14 protein-coding genes are annotated in these 17437 nt (G+C 67.4%); 5 read left to right on the top strand and 9 right to left on the bottom strand.

The window, feature by feature from the left end; translation table 11 throughout:
* Positions 1-50: 50 nt before the first annotated feature.
* The 5 genes from dprA (at position 51) to PSED_RS06230 (ending at position 4475) form a co-directional block, all read left to right on the top strand.
* On the top strand, positions 51-929 hold the full coding sequence (gene dprA, locus PSED_RS06250) for a DNA-processing protein DprA (protein ID WP_013673408.1): 879 nt from the start codon (positions 51-53) through the stop codon (positions 927-929).
* On the top strand, positions 926-1714 hold the full coding sequence (locus PSED_RS06245; protein ID WP_013673407.1) for a M48 family metallopeptidase: 789 nt from the start codon (positions 926-928) through the stop codon (positions 1712-1714). Before dprA ends, PSED_RS06245 begins: the two co-directional genes overlap by 4 nt.
* 165 nt (positions 1715-1879) lie before the next feature.
* Positions 1880-2158 carry a hypothetical protein gene (locus PSED_RS06240; RefSeq protein ID WP_013673406.1) on the top strand — a complete coding sequence of 93 codons (279 nt, stop codon included), beginning with the start codon at positions 1880-1882 and terminating at the stop codon, positions 2156-2158.
* 33 nt (positions 2159-2191) lie between these two features.
* On the top strand, positions 2192-3175 hold the full coding sequence (locus tag PSED_RS06235) for a PIN domain-containing protein (protein ID WP_013673405.1): 984 nt from the start codon (positions 2192-2194) through the stop codon (positions 3173-3175).
* Between the two features lie 208 nt (positions 3176-3383).
* A complete protein-coding gene (locus tag PSED_RS06230) occupies positions 3384-4475 on the top strand; it encodes a hypothetical protein (protein ID WP_143770375.1) in 1092 nt (363 codons plus the stop codon).
* An 84-nt stretch (positions 4476-4559) separates the two neighbouring features.
* On the opposite strand, the gene PSED_RS06225 is transcribed toward PSED_RS06230, so the two are convergent.
* The 9 genes from PSED_RS06225 to PSED_RS06185 all read right to left on the bottom strand — a co-directional run bounded on the left by PSED_RS06225 (position 4560) and on the right by PSED_RS06185 (position 16898).
* Complete coding sequence (locus tag PSED_RS06225; protein ID WP_049803621.1) at positions 4560-5471, bottom strand: C40 family peptidase; 912 nt, start codon at positions 5469-5471, stop codon at positions 4560-4562.
* A 49-nt stretch (positions 5472-5520) separates the two neighbouring features.
* Positions 5521-6564 carry a replication-relaxation family protein gene (locus PSED_RS06220; protein WP_013673402.1) on the bottom strand — a complete coding sequence of 348 codons (1044 nt, stop codon included), beginning with the start codon at positions 6562-6564 and terminating at the stop codon, positions 5521-5523.
* A 128-nt stretch (positions 6565-6692) separates the two neighbouring features.
* A complete protein-coding gene (locus PSED_RS06215; protein ID WP_013673401.1) occupies positions 6693-9236 on the bottom strand; it encodes a helicase HerA domain-containing protein in 2544 nt (847 codons plus the stop codon).
* Between the two features lie 49 nt (positions 9237-9285).
* A complete protein-coding gene (locus tag PSED_RS06210) occupies positions 9286-10131 on the bottom strand; it encodes a GP88 family protein (protein ID WP_013673400.1) in 846 nt (281 codons plus the stop codon).
* 56 nt (positions 10132-10187) lie between these two features.
* Positions 10188-12098 carry a VirB4 family type IV secretion system protein gene (locus tag PSED_RS06205; protein ID WP_013673399.1) on the bottom strand — a complete coding sequence of 637 codons (1911 nt, stop codon included), beginning with the start codon at positions 12096-12098 and terminating at the stop codon, positions 10188-10190.
* Positions 12095-13330, bottom strand: a complete 1236-nt coding sequence (locus tag PSED_RS06200) for a PrgI family protein (RefSeq protein WP_013673398.1) — start codon at positions 13328-13330, stop codon at positions 12095-12097. The genes PSED_RS06205 and PSED_RS06200 overlap by 4 nt, the downstream gene beginning before the upstream one ends.
* Positions 13327-15417: a TrbL/VirB6 family protein gene (locus PSED_RS06195; protein ID WP_013673397.1), complete on the bottom strand. Its 2091-nt coding sequence runs from the start codon at positions 15415-15417 to the stop codon at positions 13327-13329. Before PSED_RS06195 ends, PSED_RS06200 begins: the two co-directional genes overlap by 4 nt.
* 3 nt (positions 15418-15420) lie before the next feature.
* Complete coding sequence (locus tag PSED_RS06190) at positions 15421-15732, bottom strand: pilin (protein WP_446685013.1); 312 nt, start codon at positions 15730-15732, stop codon at positions 15421-15423.
* Positions 15733-15920: 188 nt separating this feature from the next.
* Positions 15921-16898 carry a hypothetical protein gene (locus tag PSED_RS06185; protein WP_013673395.1) on the bottom strand — a complete coding sequence of 326 codons (978 nt, stop codon included), beginning with the start codon at positions 16896-16898 and terminating at the stop codon, positions 15921-15923.
* Positions 16899-17437 lie beyond the last annotated feature (539 nt).

Genomic DNA, 17437 nt, shown 5'->3' with positions numbered 1-17437 from the left:
GGCGCGGAACCTCACCGACCCACCAAACCCAACCATCCAGGAGTGCCACCATGCCTTCACGCGATGAAATGCACGCCAGGCTGTTCCTGCTGCGCGCAGCCGAACCCCCAGCCCCCGCCATCCACCAGTATGTCGCGGTCCACGGGCCGGTCGACGCCGTCGCGCAGATCCGGCACCGCACCGCCCCTACCGCCGTGCTCAGCGAGATCACGCGGCCCGATGCCAAGATCGACGACGACCTGCGGGCACTCGACAACGGCATGGCGCGGCTGCTCACGCCCGAAGACGGCGACTGGCCGCTCGGGCGGCTGACCGGCCTGGCCAGCCTCGGTGCTCCGCTCGCGCTGTGGGTGCGCGGCAGCGGCTCATTGGCCGAGCTCACCAGCCTCGCCGTCACGGTCACGGGCGCCCGTGCCTCCTCGGCGTACGGAAACACGATCGCCGCGGACTTTGGCTACGAGCTCGCCCGCGCCGGGGCGACCGTCGTCAGCGGCGGCAGCTTGGGTGTGGACGAGGAGGCGCACCGCGGCGCACTGGCTGCTGAGGGCCGGACGATCGCCGTGCTCGCCAACGGCGTCGACCTGACCCATCCGCACCAGCACGCTCGGCTCCATCAGACCTTGATCGAGCAGGGCGGCTTGCTGGTCAGCGAGTACCCGATCGGCACACCACCGGCCCGCATCCGGTTCCACGCGCGGTGCCGGCTGTTGGCCGCTCTCGCTGCGGCGACCGTCATCGTCGAGGCAGGGCAGCGCAGCGGCGCCCTCGCCGTCGCCCGAGCCGCTGGAGAACTCGGCCGCCGGGTCTACGGCGTACCCGGCCCGATCCACTCAGCGACATCGCAGGGCGTGAACGAGCTGCTGCGCACCGGCGCAGCCACGGTGGCCAGCTCGGTCGAGCACATCAATTACCAGGAGGGAGTGCGATGACCGACCCCGACGCCGTCCGAGCCGCTCTGGCCGCCCTCGACCTGCCGCCCGAGTGGCAGGTCGAGGTGGCCATCCGTCCACGGCGCCGTACAACCGGCATCCAGGTCAATCCGGGAGGAGGTATCGCCGTGCTCATCCCGCCGACAGCCGTCCCGGACCAGGTTGCGCGGTTTGTCGACAGCCATCGTCGATGGATCACCGAGAAGGTCGACACCGCCACCCGGTTGGCCCCGGACCACGCGGTCAAGGAATTCGCCGACGGCGAGGAGTTCGACCTCCTCGGCCGGCGCTACCGACTCCAGCTCGTCGACGCCCCGCCCGCGAGCAACGCACAGCTGCCCCTGATCACGCCCGACGGCGTCCTCGCCGCGCGGAGACGGCGGCCAGAGCTGGTCCGCCGAGCGGTAATCGAGCTGTACCAGCAGGTCGGGCTCGCCTGGCTGCGCCGCGAGGGACGCCAGTACGAACTGGGCGGCCGCATCACCGGCCTAAGCTACGTCGTGCGCGACCTCGGCCGGTGCCGCTGGGGCATCTACGAGGGGCCGCCGAAGCACAGGACCACGCTGCACTGGGCTGTGTTCGGCCTGCCGATGCGGCTCGTCGAGTACGTGCTCGTCCACGAACAGGCGCACGCCACCCAGCCCGGCGGACGCGCCCACGGCCGCGGATGGCAACGGCGGATGTATCTCTGGATGCCGGACTGGCGGCAGCGCCAGGCCGAACTCGCTGAGGCGGGCCGGCACGCCTGGCTCGGAGACCACAAGCCAGACGCGTTGTCGGCCTAACCCGAGCAGGCAAACGGCAGGCGACCTCGTCGGAGACGACCGAAGGTCGCCTGCCAGCACCAAATGTCCTAGATGCAGGAATGATAGACATGTGTGATAGACACTGTGGGACGACGAAAGCTCACCGTAAGCAAGACGGTGACACTCTGCGAGAGAGGCTCCCCGATGAGCGACCCCGAGGAAGTCCTTCAGCTTCGCGCTTGTCGAGCCGAGGTCGAGGGGATCAAGAAGGAGCTGGACGACGCTCGCGCCCAGCAGGCCGAGCTCGAAGCGAGGATCAACGGCCTCCTTGCCAAGCAACGAGAAGCGCGGAAGAAGCGGCGCGAGGCTGTGCTGGCCGCGGACGCCGCAGGAGTGCCCCGTTTGAGGATCTCCAAGGAAGTCGGGATGCAGCGCAGCAACGTCTACAAACTCCTTGAGGGTGACAGCACCGAAGAAGCATAACAACCTTCCGTAGCCTGACGGGCGAGATTCAATATGCTTAGCCTTCTCATTGACACGTCTGTATGGCTGGATCTAGCCAAACGGCGAGATGGTCAGCAGACGATTGTGCCGATTCGGGTCCTAGCGCATTCGAGCCGACTGGAACTACTGGTTCCATCGATAATACTCGAAGAATTCGAGCGCAACCGGCCGCGCGCCGAAGCGGCGGCCACTACGAGTGTCCGTGAGCGCTTCCGACTGCTCAAGAAAGATGTCCAGGAGTACGGCGGAGACGCCACCTTGCAGTGGCTCGACGAGATGACGCATCAAGTTCCCTATGTTAGTGCTCGCTCACTCCAGAATTTTTCGGAGATTGCAGACCTACTTCGCAATGGTCACCGTCTGGAGCCGGGTCCGGAAGAGCATCGGGCAGTCGTCGAGCGGTCGCTCAAAAAGAAGGCACCCTTCCATCTTAACAAGAACAGCGTTGCAGATGCATTACTCATTGAGCTATATGGCTCCACGGTAAGCCGAAATGACGACTCAACGCACTACTTTAGCTTCGTCACTTCGAACTATCAAGACTTCTCTCTTCCAAATGGTGACCGTCGGCAGCCTCACCCCGACCTTGCCTCTCTATTCGACGGTGAGCACTCCTGCTATTTTTACGACGTTGATGGACTCAATGCTGCGCTCCTTGAACATTTTGGGGACGAGTTCACCCAGGAAGCCGAAGAGGTCGAAGCGGTCCAGTCCGAGCCGCGCTCGTTCGGTGAAATCGTCGATGCGCAGCGCGAATACTTCGACAAGATCTGGTACGCGCGGAGGGTAATGCACGATCTGGAGGTCGCTGAAGGAAATCAGGAACTGCATCCTGATTTAATTGATCGGGTGCAGAAATTGATGCGAGCCACCGAGGAGCGCTACGGCAAAGACAACCTTCTTCCTGCAGACGAATGGGAATGGGGTTATATGCAAGGGAAGCTGTCGGCGCTGCGATGGGTTCTCGGCGACGAATGGGACTTCCTTGATACATGATCTCGACGTCTCGTATTCTGCACAAGAAGACGAGAATTGCGGCATGGCTCTAGGGTCAGCTCATGATCGTTACTCTGTCGATCCGTCCGTACGAGACCGAGCGACCATTGCGACTTGACCCGGCAGTGTCACGACCAGTTCGCTGAACTCGAACCAACACAGAGGCTTAATGACCAGGCGCGAGCGCATGGACCAGAATTGGACCCACTTGGCCGCACTGCTGTGGCAGGAACACAAGTTCAAACTCGTACTACTGGAAGCGTCCGGCAATGAGTTTGAAACTATGTTCACCCGCCTGATGCGTTTGTCGAATCCGAACCACTTCAACGTTTCGCGTGCGGGTGGCAACGTAGGTGATCGGGCATGCGACGGCTGGGATTCCAAGAATAAGATCCTCTACTCCGTATATGCGCCACCCTCTAGAAAAAAGAGAGACGAAATAACCCGTAAATTGTTGGGCGATCTTCGAGGTGCCAGACAAAACTATCCCGAGATGCGAAAATGGCGACTAGTGCACAATGATCTCTTTGGCATGCACGCGAACGTGGCGCGTGCGCTGGAAGATCTCAGGGGAATGACCGAGTTTTCCAGTATTGAAATCCTCTCAGACTGGGGTCCGCAAGAGCTTTGGTCGCTTCTCTCCTCTCTCGACCACTCCGTGCGATCAGAGTTTCTTGGCGGTCCTCAGTGGGATCGTCTCCAGCGTGAAGACGGCAACGATAATTGGGGGGATTTGAAGCTTCGATTCGGTGGCAATCTTCCGGAATCTAGCCTTAGACCAGCTCTGCGTTCCTTAAACCAGCTCTGCAACAACTTTGAACCCGGATCTGCAATCGACCCAATATGTGCGTCAGCCTTCGCCGGGTCTATTGTTGTCTGGTGGCTGGACGACAAAGATTTGGCGCATGAGTACTTAAACTTTCTTGCGGAGCGTTCGGACGAGTCCCCTATGGAGTCCCAGATCACTTCATTGGGCGTTTTGCTGCAATGTATCACAATCTCCTCGCGTCAACTCAACATGAGCGTCAATGCACTATTGAGCAGCCAGCTTGCTAGTGGCGAGCCAGCGCCGGCAGAACGCTTTGCTCTTGAGCTTGCATATGACGAGATCGTCGGCAAAAACAAGGGAATCCGAGTAGATAACCCCTTGATTCGCTTCAAATTCATTCTATCTTGCTTCAAGGCCGTCAACTACCTGATCGGCGTGCTGTCACGTACTGACTATCCGGCAGTATTCGCCCTCCAGGACCTGATTATTTCGTTGCAACGCATAGATCATCATCACGGCGGATTTATGTAACCGATAGAACGGTTTCCGTCGCATCCAATAGAACTGTCAAGTAGTTATTACATTCCTTCGGATCATGGCATTCGTGCACGGAAGCTACAGGCGAGGGTCAACGACGGGACGGGTCGCCGCGAGATAGTCGTCACCGTTCCACCGATACTCGCTGACCTGGATCGGCTGTCCGAAGTCTGGCGCGTGCACCATCTTGCCCGCGCCGATGTACAGGCCGACGTGGTGGACATTGCCCGGCGTGCCGTAGAAGACCAGGTCTCCGGGAAGCAGCGGCTGCCCGGCGGGCACCAGCGGGCCGGCGTTGTACTGGGTCTGGGCCGTTCTCGGCAGCGAGATGCCGGCTGCGTTGTAGGCCGCCATGGTCAAGCCGGAGCAGTCGAAGCCCTTGTCGCCCTGGGCTGGTCCATTGCCGCCCCACTGGTAGGGCAGTCCGAGTTGGCCGCAGGCGAAGTTGATTGCCGTGATGGCCGCGGGTGTCGGTGCCTGGATGTTCTTGCAGTCGCCGGTTCCGACCATTGCGTCGCCGTACTTCTTCGCCTGTGCAAGAACTTCGTCGACGTACCAGTCGGCGTGATTGTAGGCGAAGATCGCCTTGCGAAGGTCCTTCGGTGCTCCCGAGTCGCAGAGGTAGTACGCCGCGGCGTAGATCGCGTCGTGCGGGTTGTACCGGGACGGCGGTGTGGCACCCCCTGCTGGCAACGGATGCCGGGCCACGACGCCGTCGAATGTGGACTGCAGAAACTGCATGGGCCCACCGGCGCCAGCATAGTTTTCCCCGCTGGTGACGCCCGGCAACGTTGAGCGTCCATGGTTGGTTTCGATCTTGCCGATGGCGGCGAGGATCGACCAGTCCAGGCCGGCGCACACGCTCGTGGCTTGCCGGTAGAGGGCGAGGTAGTCAGCAGGGATGTCGGCGAGTGCTTCCTGGCTGGGCTGGGTGCTGCTGCTGCCGAAGAGGGCATTGACGACGGCTTGGCCGATGCCGCCGATGAGCATCAGGATGGCGATGACGACCGCGACGGCGGCAGTGGCGATCTTCACGGGGTCACCTCCGGAAGCGGCTGGCTGGTGCGCCTGGAGGGAGCGGGTCCGGCGCGGTGAGTTCCGCCGGTGCCTGCGGGCCTGGGACCGCGGCCGAGGGCGGCGCTGGGCTGGGCGGGTCGATCTGCGGCCAGAGCTGCGCCAGCTCGACGAGGCGGAGCCGACCGGGGCGGCGAATTGCCGGGCCGGAAATCGGCAACCACCGTGCGACGGCGGGGTTGTTCTCGCCGGCCATGCCCGCGACGTCCGCGGCGCTGGTAGCCACCGGCACGAGTGCCGGGCGGTCGAGCTGGGACAGCGCGTCGGTGAGCGCCCGGCGCGCGGTCGTTTCGCGGCGGTTGGTGGGCAGCCACACCAAGACCGGGGTGGTGATTCCCGTTGCGGTGGCGAGTTTTTCGTAGCCGTAGAGCTTGCGGCCGAGCGTGGCGAGATCTTCGGTGCCGAAGTCGAATTCGAGGAAGAACTCGATCTGCTGTCCGTCCTCGCGCCATCGGCCGTAGGCGTCGGGTCGGACCATGTCGCCGAACAACCGGCCGCAGCGCAGCTCGGACCACCACGCGGTCAGCCGCCCGCGGGCGCCGGGTCGCCGGCTGAGCGCGATCAGGGTGGTGAAGAAGCCGTTGACCCCGACGGTGTGGGCCAGGCGCAGGGAGTGCGCGATCCCGATGGCGTCTTCGTGCCGGTAGCCGATCTTCTTCGGGTCGAGACCGTCCTCGTAGGCCAGGGCGACCGCTCCGGCGATGTCGAGCACGTAGTGCATTGGCGCGGTGCCGGAGCTGACGAATGGCTGGAACCGGTCGATCACACGCCACTTGAACAGGTCGAGCAGCCGGTGATTGGCCGCGCGCATGCTCGGGTAGCACAGTTCGACGATCTGCTGAGTGGTGAAAACCTTGTGCTCGTGCAGCATTCGGGCCAGCCACCGGTCCCGGAGCGTGAGCCGGCCAGCGAGCTGGGCGTGGTGCTCTCCGGTGGTGGCGGCTCGTGGGGTGGGGCGCTGCGGCATGTGGCCGCGCAACGCTCGCTGAGGAGTGGGGTTCGAAATCATGGGTACGCACCTCCCGGAGACGGGCAGCAGTGGCAAATGGCAAGGGCAACGCATGCGGTCCCACCGAGACGTGTCGTCCCTACGATTGATGAGTCCGCATGCGTTGCGCGAAAAGACAATTGGTCTCGCTAGGCCGCGCGGCGCGGGTCCACAGTGGTCTGCGTTGTGTGACCCGCGACCGCGTTGGAGTCGGTGGCGGGCGGACGGGTGTTGACTCTGGCGGCCTTGCGGATTGCCTTAGCACGGCCGGGAATCGCGGGCGGGAGTTTCTCGGTGACCGCGGTGAACGGCGGTGCTTCCTCACCGCCCAGGACGAGCCGGGCTGCGACGTGGTAGACGCCGAGGTTGGACAGGTCGTGATCACTCAGCCGCGGCATGGTGTGCCGGGCCAGCTTCTTCGCGTCCTCGGGCGAGGCGTTGAAGAAGATCTTGCTGCGGGCGTTGGTGCTGATGCCCTCTTCGAGCTCCTTCGGTAGCTGCCCGAGGTACTGGTGCGCCAACGCCATGGAGAGCCGGTAGCCACGGGCCTCGGCGAGCATGTCCTCCAACGGATAGGCCAAGTTCAAGAAGTTGTGGCATTCGTCGATGTACAGCCCGCAGTCGCGGCGTTGACGCTGCGGTACGCGAGCTCGGCGAGTCGCGGCCTGCCAGGTGCGCGCCACGACGATGGAGCCGACCAGCCGTGCGGTTTCCATCCCCAGTGCGTCGCGAGCGATGCGCACCAGGCAGATGCCGCCGGTGTTGAGCACTTCGTCCATGTCCACGGTGGACTGACCATCGGCGATGGCGGCGCGGACAAAGGGACGCAGGAGAAAACCGCGGACCTTGTTCATCAGCGGCGCGATCACTTGTGCGCGGCTGGCTTCGGACAGGTCGTCGTACCAGGACCAGAAGCCCTTGAGGACCTCGTCGTCGATCTGGTCGCAGGCTCGTTGCCGGAACGCCGGCACGGTGAGCAGCTTGGGCAGGTCGACCAGGGTCGGCGTGCCGGGCATCGCGGTCAGCGTGAGCAGCCCGGCGCGGAGGATGTCGTCGGTGCGCGGCCCCCAGGAAGAGGCGTAGATCCGGGAGAAGATCGACACCAGGTTGTCGACCGCGCGGGCCTTGTCCGCACCCTCCAAGGGGTTCAGTACCGGTGGGCGGGCTCGGGAGTCGGCGTCGAACAGCACGACCTTCTCGCCGAGTTCCTCGGGCAGGCGCATGAGGATGTCGCTGACCAGGTCGCCCTTGGGGTCGACCACGACGACACCGCGGCCGGCCTCGGCGTCGGCCAGGATCATCCGGGCCATCAGCTCGGACTTGCCGGAGCCGGTGGCGCCGAGGATGTGCAGGTGGTGTCGGGCGTCGGCGACGTGCAGGCCGACCGGGCGGGAGTGCCCGGAGTCCGACAGCCCCAGGGGCTTGATCTGCTCGCCGATGGTGGCGATGCCCGGCGGGGGCGGCACGGCCTTCGCGCCGGCCCGCTGCAGGCCGGGAGTGGACTCGTCGATCGGCAGGTGCGCGATCGCGGCTAACTCGGGGATGGAGAGCAGGTCGCCCTTGCCGAGTCGGCGTTCGGCCAGCACGGCGACCGGCTCGCGGCGCAGCCGAACCCGGCGGTAGTAGTTGTGCTCGGAGTAGGCGGCGAACGCCGAGGCGATCGCGTGCCCGCGGCCCCGCAGCACCTCCCGCACCGCCTGAACCTCGCCCGAGGTGGCGTCTTCGGGCACCGTGGTGGCCACGGCGTAGCGGATGCGGGTCTCGAACTGGTTCGCCCGCAGCTTCTCGACGACCGCGCGGTCCTGGGCGGCGTACTCCAGGCTGGTTTGCCGATCCAGCTGCGGTGTCCGCGTGCTGGTCGAGGGTTTCGGGGTCTTGCCCGGCGTGATGGCGTCGAGCAGCCGCCCGATCAGGTGGACCGAGCCGCCCGCGTGCACTCGCCGGGCCGCGCGGCGCGCCTTGGTCACCCGGTGGCCGGCGACGGGGCGGGCGAGGATCTGCACGCAGGCCCGCTCGTGCGGGCCGAGCCCGACCGGTGCGCCGAGCATCGCCCGGATGGGGTCGGCCGGGTGCTCGGTGCGGATCGGCAGGGCTTCCGAGCGGGCCAACCGCAGCTCGCCGCCGACGGCTTCGACGCGTCGGCCTGCTGCCGCCGTGGTCGGGATCGGGGGCTTGGCGGGGGTGGTGCGGGTGTGAGCGCCGGGCCAGGCGGCCTCGATGGCGCGTTCGACCATGCCGGGCGGCACCAGGCCGGGTACCCACAGGCGGATCTGCACGCCGTCGTCGGTGAAGGTCAGCTCGAAGGCCAGGTGCGGTTGTCCGCCGAAGCGGCGCAGCCATCCTGGTCGCAGGAGGCCGACGAGGTTGGACCACACGGTGATCGCGCCCGTGGGGTCGACTGTGGGCGGCGCGAGCACGGTGACGAGGCGGGCGTCGGTCATCAGGCGCTGGTGGTAGCGGCGGCGCCACCGCCGCCGCGCGATGACCGCTGCGGCGACGGCGACCGCGAGCACCGGCCCGACGACCGGGCCCCAGGTCAGGGCGAGGTCGCGCAGGTGCGCCAGCACGTTCTGGAATGCGCCGAGCGGGTCACGCAGGTAGTCGCCGACCGGTGAGGCGAGGACCTCCGCGGCCTGCTCGACCCGTGGAGGGACCAGGGTGGACAGGGGTGTGGTGGTGATTGGCCAGGACATCGGGGACCTCCCCACGCAAAGCGGTCGACGGGACGGGCGCGAGCTGCGGTCAGGCCGCCCGTGGCTGGTCGCCCGGCATCGAGCTGGGCTCGGCTGTGGGCGGCTGGAGGTGGTCGGAGCGGGTGTTGTCGACGACGAGCCGCAGGTGCTGGCGGCCTCGGCGGGCGGCGCGTTCGGCGTCGACCTCGGCTTGCCACTCGGAGAACCGGCGCCCGGCCAACCGCTTGAGGTAGGCGGGAATGCGGTTGGCAGGCACCCCGACCAGCCGCGGGCCCAGGACCGCGAGCAGGTCGCTGGCTTCCTGCGAGGCCCAGCCCGCCTCGGCGATCGCGGACTCGTCGGGAAACACATCCGCGACCCGATCGACGGCAGGATTCAGCGCGGCATCCTGGGTCCCGCCGTAGGAGTAGACCCACAGAAAATTCGGCGGCGGGTCAGGCTCGACAAGTGCCCGGAAGCGAGACACCTCTTTGGTGTAGGCATAGAAATTCGTGTCGGGGCGTGCACGGCAGATATCCAGCCATGCCTGAAGATAGGAGTCGGAAAAGAAATCGCCGCTGTCATGAATTCTGATCCACGCGCCGCGGAACTTGGTCGCGCTGAGTTCGGCGACCATCGCGGCCTGCCAGCCTGCCAGGTCGTCGAGGACATAGGTGAGGTTCGCCTGATGCTTGGCCCGGACGACCGGCCAGGTATAGGTTCCGTGCCGCGCGTAGCACGCTTGTGCGCAGATTCCGGCGCTGGGACAGGTGTTGTAGGTACGACCATCGGGCAGTCGCCCGGCCCAGGCGGGCAGCGACCAGTTCCATACGCCGATCTGGCGCATCTCGCTGTTTTGCGTCAGGAGCCGAGCGGGTCGCCGGACTGTGGCGGAAATGGGCAGTGATGTAGACATGGGTATCCCCTGAGTGTGATTCGGTGTAAACGGATTAGCGCTTGCGATGAGGGCGGTCAGGCGGCGTCGAGTTCGATGTGCGACGCGTCGCCGTCTCCGAACGAGTCCGCGATCCCTGCGGCGTCTCCTGAGCCGAGTTCGACGAAGGAGTTCTCGATTCCCGACGCGGCGTCGGAATATCCAGCGATTTCCGCGGGGTTCGACGTGACCAACTCGTGCTCGACCGGCGAGGCGATGGACTGGAACGCCACCCGCTGCGTGCCGGTCGACAGGAGCCCTTGGCCGCGGTCGGCTGAGAGCAGGAACTGGCGTTCACCCATGGACAGGTCGAAGGTGCGGGTGATCTCGTCGATCGCCTGGGAGGCTTGCCGTAGCAGGATCTGTGTTGCCGCGTTCGCGACGACGGCTTTGCCCAGGTCCGAACCCAGTACGTCCGCGGTGTCCTGGGTGGCGACCGTGAGGCCGGCCCACTGCTTGCGGCTTGCCTTGGCCATCCGGAACAAGAACTCGGCCCCGGCGGGTTCCTTCATCAACAGCCAGGCTTCGTCGACCACGACCAGTCGGGGTTTGCGGATGGCCGGGTTGGAGACCTGCCGCCAGACCGCGTCGAGCGTCAGCAGGGTGCCGATCGGCTTGAGCTCGTCGGGCAGGTCGCGCAGCGAGAACACGACCAGGTGCCCTTCCGGGCGGGTCGAGGTCGGGCCGGAGAACAGGCCGGAGAACGCGCCGGTGACGTACGGGTGCAGCCGCGCCGCGAGCTCGACCCCGGCGGGGTCACCGGTGTCGGCGAGGACCTCGGCGAGGTCGGCCAGCAGCGGCGCCGGGCGGGTCCAGGTCCGCGGATCGGACGTGATGCCGGCGCGTTGGTAGGTCGCGGTGATCGCCCGGTCCAGCGCTGCCCGTTCGGTCGCCGCCAACTCCGCGCCGAGTAGTACTGAGATCACGGTGTGCAGGAACAGCGACCGGCGGATCAGCGCGTCGCGGGGCGCGGTGCGGCGCCCGTCCGGGCGCGTGTGGATCGGCAGGTCCATCGGGTTGAGGCGGACCTGCTCGGCGCCGAGGTGCACGTACGTCCCGCCGACCGCGGCGGCCAGCCGGGCGTACTCGTCCTCGGGGTCGATGACGTGGATCTCGATCCCGCGGTACAGCGACCGCAGCAACTCCAGCTTCACCAAGTAGCTCTTGCCCGCGCCGGAGCGGCCGAGGATCACGCTGTTGTGGTTGTCCAGCGCGAACCTGTCGTGATGCACGAGCCCCTGGCTGCCGACGTTGAAGCCGTAGAGCACGCCGCTCGGCGCACCGACCGAGGTCGGGTCCGGCGGCGGCAGGTCGGGCGAGGTGAACGGGAACGCCGCGGACAACGCCGAAGTGTCGAACGTCCTCCTCATTCCGACCAGATCGAGGCCCATGGGCAGGCTGGTGATCCAGCCCTGCAGGCTGCGGTACGTGGTCGGTTTGCAGTCCAGCAGCAGCGACGCCGCCAACGACCGGATCGCCGCGACCTCGTCGCCGAGGGCTTCCTCGGTGGGGGCGTGCACGGTCAGGTACAGCCCGAGCCGGTAGAGCTTGCCCTCACCGCGAGCGACCCGTGCGGACAGGTCGTAGGCATCCTCGGTGGCTGCTTCGACGTGCGGGTCGATCAACCGTCCCTTCTCGCTCGTGTGCCGGCGACCGGACTCCAGTTTCGACAGCTGCTTCTTGAGCCGGTTGGCCGCGGTGATCGGGTCGATCGGCTCGATGTGCAGCGAGACGTCGACCCGTCCGGGGTAGGTCAGCAGCGGCTGCAACCAGCCGGGGTGGACCTCGCGCGGGTAGCCGACGACGGCGAAGCTGGCGACCCATTCGCCGCCGACTTCCAGCGCGCGGGGGCGGACGGAGATGGCGTCCGGGGTGAACGCGCTGGCCCGCCCGAGCGGCGGCTGCACGGCCTGGGCCTTCCGGCCGCGGCGCTTGGCCGTGGTCTTCATGAGCGGTACCTCCCCGCGGAGTTGGCGTAGTCGTCGGGGTCCTCGGCGGTGTCGTCGAAGTCGTTGTCCCAGGCGTCCTCGGCCTCGCCGAACTCGGCGTCGGTGGGGAACGCGGCGCGGCCGAACGCGCTTGCGTCCCAGCCGTCGTCCGGGGCGGTGGTGATGACCTCGTCCGAGCCGGCGAGACCGGAGTTCGGCGGGATCACGCTGTCGGGGTTGCAGGCCGCGGCGAGCACCGCGGTGGCCTGTCCGGCGTCCAGCGGGGTGACCACGATCCCGGACGGGGACAGCAGCTCGACCGCCTCGCCGAGCCGGCGGACCAGCCGGGCTTCGGCGGCACGGCGGGTGGCGTCGTCGACCGAGGCGGCTTGCTTGGCGACCCGGCGTTTCGCCGTCAACGCGGCCAGCGGTGAGGCGCCGCCGAGCCCGTCAGTCGGCGTCGTGGTCAGCAGCGGTTCGCGCAGGATCAGCAGGACCTGGCGACGCAGCAGGTCGGTGGCGCGGCCGAGCTGGTCGAGGTACTCGGCGTGCTCGCGCGCAGCCCGTTCCAGCGCCGGGTGCGGCAGGCCGCCGGCCTGGTCGCGGAGCTCGGCGATCTGCCCGGACAGGTCCAGCCGTTCCGCCCGCACCAGCACCTGCACCGGTGCCGTCAAGCTGTGTAGGTAGCGTCCGAAGGAGGCGACGAGGGACTCCTGCTCGGCCGGGGTCCGCAGCCCGAAGTTGATCGTGGAGCAGACCGCGACCACGGCGACGCCGTCCTTACCGAGGTCGATGACACCGGTGTCGGTGACCGCTTCGGCGGGCAGCCGCAGCGCGGCCGGCGAGACCGTCGATGCCGCGGCATCCGTGCCGCCCGCGCTGTCCTTCCGCTTGGCGCGGCCCGTGCTGCTGGTGTTCGCGACCTGGCTGCCCAGCCACTCTGGGGCCGGGCGGATGCCTTCCGGCGCGGCCACCCGGTGCTGCGGGCTCATCCGCTGCCGCAGCGCCGCCAGCACCAACCGGTCCATGGTGATGCCGTCGCGCTGGCCCAGCGCGAGGAACGCGGCGGTCACCCCGATCGGGATGGCGGCGATGAGGAACGCCACCAGCGGCACGAACTCGCGGGTGAGCGTGTACGCCCCGTACAGCACGATCCCGGTGACGGCGAGGATGAGCAGCTGCCGCGCGGTCAGCGGACCGATGACGCGGTCCTCGCGATCGACGTCGGCGGGAATCCTTACCGGCTGGCTCATTTCCCTTCACCTCCTGAAGTGGGCTTCGGTGCGCGGAACACCGGCGGCGGAACTGACTGGGTGCGCCGGTAGGCGTCACCGATGCGCGGCTCGGGCTGGGCTTGCCGGAACACCGGCGCGGCAGGAGCGGATGCCGGCCTGGGTGGCGGCGACGGCTGCGGCGCGGGTGGCGTGGCTGGCCGGAACTGCAACTGCGGGGGCACCGACGCGGTGCGGATCGGGCGGGCCGGCGGTGCCGTGGCGCCGCGACGACGCGGCCCTCCGGCGGCCTGAAACTGCGGTGCCGATCCAGGCCGCGACCCTCGCCGCGGCGGGGAGATCGGCGTGGCTGGCGTGGGTGCGGAACTGAACTCAGGAGGCATGGCTGGTCCCTGGTTCGCCGGGGTGACGGCGGGGTCGTGGGTGGTGTCTTGGGGTGAGGGCTGCAGGAACTGCGGCGCCTGCGACGGCAGCCGCGACCGGCGGGCCGCGCGGGCGCGCTCGGCGTCATGGGCCGCCTTGAGCCGCTTGTTGACCATCTCCGGCGTGGGGGCGAGGCGCGGCTGCGCGGGCCACGGCGGATCCGCCGAGCCGCCTCCGCGGCCCCCTCCGCCTCCGCCTCCGCCGCCCCGGCCGCCGGTCTTCGCGGTGCCTGCGGCACCGGCCTTGCCAAGCGCGCCGGTCTTGCCGGCGACCATGCCGAAGGTCTTCGCCGCGATGTAGGCACGGGCCAAGCCACCGAGGAAGGAACGGCCAGAGCCGACCTTGACCGCCTTCAACAGCCAGAAGGGGATCTTGAACAGGATGAAGAACAAGGCGATCGCGGCGACTAGCGTGCCGAGCGCGGACAGGGTCGAGCCGAACAAGTGCACGCCGCCGGAGAGGAACGTTCGGACCGCGGTGATCAGCACCAGCGCCTGGGCGAACTGAATGGCCAAGGTCGCGGTCAGGGCCTTCCACCACCAACGCGCGAGCGGGTCGGTGTGCGGTAGGGCATGGCACATCAGGAACAGCGGTCCACTGATGATCAGAACCAGGGTGATGACGATCCGGACGACGTAGACGACCAACAGTGCGAGGCCGACCACGACCAGCACCAGTCCGACCAGGATGATGAACAGCCCGCCGCTCGCGATGCCCTGGACGGCGTCCTGGAGCGTGTTGCCCAGCGAGGGCGCGTTCACCCCGTCGCCGAGCACGCCCAAGGTCAGCGCGTTGGCCAGCTTGATGAACTTGTCAGCGAAGAACAGCGACAGGGCCGAGGCCAGGAACGCGATCGGGATCCGCGGGCCGATCTCCTTTATGGAGTAGCGCGCTTGGACGCTCTCGTGACCCATCAGCAGGATGCCGCCGCCGAGGATGAAGAAGCCGTAGAGGGCGAGGACGAGCTCCCAGGAGTTGTTCCAGAGCTCACCGATGCCCGGCAGGTCGCTGATGGCCGGGGTGGACAGTGCGGTGTGACCGATCAACTCCAGGATCGGGGAAAGTGCGGCGTCGACGATGCTGCGGAACGCCGAGTTGATGGCCTCGGTGATGCACGCGCCGATGTCGGTGATGCCGCAGTCCGAGTCGCTGTCGCCGTTGCCGGCGCCCGGCTGTTGCGGGCCGGTGTTCGGTGGCGGCGTGGTCGGCTGCGGGATGCAGTCCTCACCGGTGCACGGCTTGCTCGGCGCCGTGGTCGGTGTGGACGAGGTGCAGCCGATCTGGCCGGGGAAGGTGCATGTCGTTGGCGCGGGCAGCCCAGTCGGCAGCGGCAGTGGCGCGGTGGGAAGCGGCTTGGTCGTGGTTGGTGCGGGCAGGTGGCAGACCGGCAGCGGCGAATCCGGCGTGCACGGGTCGACGGTCGGGAGCGGCAGCGGCGGCGGAGGCTGCTGCGGCGCGGCGGGCGAGGCCCACGCGCTCACCGCGAGGACGCCGACCAGGAGCACGACGATGCTCAGCGCCAGCATCCAGCCCGCGCGCCAGCGCCGCCGCGGACCGGCCGGCGGCCGGTCCGCGCTGCCGTCGGAGACCGGGGAGAGCGTCGCTCGGTCTGCGGCGGCAGCGGTCGCGACCGGGCCGCCGGACCGGCGGTGCGGGCGCACCGTGGGCGGGGTGCTGACGGCCATCGGTCAGGCCCCCACGATCCCTTTGAGGATCTCCACGACCAGCGGCGCGAGCGCCGCCAGGCCGTAGCCCCAGCCCGCGGACTTGAACGCGGTCTTGGCCTTCTCGATCTCGCCGGGGTCGCCGCCGCCCATCACGTAGCGGACGCCGCCGATCGACAGGAACACCGTGGCCAGACCGGCCAAGATGCCCATGATCCAGTTGCGGACGTTGTTCAGGACGTCGGTGACCGAGCCGGCGAGGGCGACGACCATCGTGTCGGCGTGCGCCGCCGACGCCGACGCCAGCAGCGCGAGGATCGCCAGCTCGGCGATCAGCGCTACGTGCGACCACCGCCGGGGACGGACCGGAGTCCAGTCCTCCGGCGAAATGATCGGAGCATTCGACGGCCCGCCGCTGGTGAGCTCGTCCGGCGTACGCGCCTCCGTGTGCTGGGCCAACGGCTGCGGATTGCCGTCGAGACGGGCGCTGTGTGGCCCGCTCACGGCGGGGAGGAAACGATCGATCAGGCGCATTGAGGCACCTCCGAAGGTCGGGCTGAGCGCGGGTGTGTCCCGCAGCCCTGAACTCCGGATTTCGCGTCCGTTTTGGACACGCGACCCTGAACTTTCTGCTCCGATCCAACCTCGACGACGGATACGGACAGTGACGAACGTGGCAAGTCGCGGGTCGGCGTGACCGGGCGCGCCAGGGCCACCGCAGTGGCCACCTGGTCGGTCAGCGGGTCGGTCGGATCGGTCTCGGCGGCGCCGTCGCGCAAGTACGCGGCGAGCCGGAGCTCGGCGCGTTTGCGCGTCTTGTAGACCGCCCACTCGCCGGTCTGGTGCGCCGCGGCCCAGTCCGCGACGGGCACCTCTTCCAACCGGGTCGCACCGATCAGCGCGGCCTCGGTCTGGGTCAGGACTCCGTCCGCGACCGCGCGAGCGAGGACCAGATCCGGGTGTCCCCACGGCGTGTGCGGCGGGGTGGATCGGAAGCCCGGCGCGACCGGAGTCGGACCCGCCAGCGCCTCGGCGAGCGCGTCATATCCGGACCGGTAGGCGGCCCACCGAAGCCGCAGCATGATCCGCGGCGGACGCAGATCGATGGTCGACAACGCGGTCAGAAAGCCGCGCAAGACCTCGGCGTGAACATCGGCCGGATCGCCGGCGAACCGATCGGACAGGGTGGCCGCGACCGAGGTCAGCGCGGGCAGCGCGACCCCGACCGCGGCGACCGTCCAGGTCGCCCCTTCAGTACGGGAGCGCAGCACCAGATGCGCCCACACCGCGTCCCGCGTCGCCTGCGGGCACCGGCGCGCCAGCAGCCGGTCGCGGACCTCGTCCAGCGGGATGTGTCGGTCGGGCAGGCCAGGGAAGAGCCGGCCGTTCAGCGACACCGGGTGCGGCCCGGTCACCAGCCAGGTAAACGTGTCCCGCGCGATATCCAACGAGTTCGGGACAGCCTCGTCGCCACGGCGACGAAAAACGGATTGTGCTGCCATGTCGTGACTCCCACGGCGTCGATGTGAACAACAACGACGTCAGGAAGCCACGACCGATACCACGGAAATACCACGGCATTACTAGGCGCCAACTAGCAAACCGCGCCGAGGCTACTAGCGAACTACTATTTCGCCCCGCGAACGGGGTCGATCAAGATCAACAAACCGGCTCCATGAAGCGAGCGCCTTGATCGACGCTAGTAGCCGATTATCTGCGGTCATAGTCGCTCGCTAGTAGTGCTCTAGTAGGCGCGCGGGCGCCGGTGCGAGCCAGGAGTGAAGATCAACCTGGTGGCGGCGAAAAAATCTTGAAAATTTGACTCAGGGCCGGTCCAGAGGACAGTTCTGGGCGGGCCCGGAGTGGCCGAACCGGTAACTCTCAAGCCGTAGCTTTGACAGAACTGTTCGGGCCCTTTTGAGGTGCGAGCAACGCGGGCAGTCGTGATGCAGAGAAATTTGACGAGGCGTGTCCAAAACGGGGTCGAAATACGGAGTTAAGGGGCGTCAGAACGCACAGCACCCCCTCGCCGGAGGAGAAT

Source organism: Pseudonocardia benzenivorans CB1190 (assembly GCF_000196675.2).
In the GTDB taxonomy this organism is placed as follows: domain Bacteria; phylum Actinomycetota; class Actinomycetes; order Mycobacteriales; family Pseudonocardiaceae; genus Pseudonocardia; species Pseudonocardia benzenivorans.
This window is presented reverse-complemented; position numbering and strand designations above follow the sequence as displayed.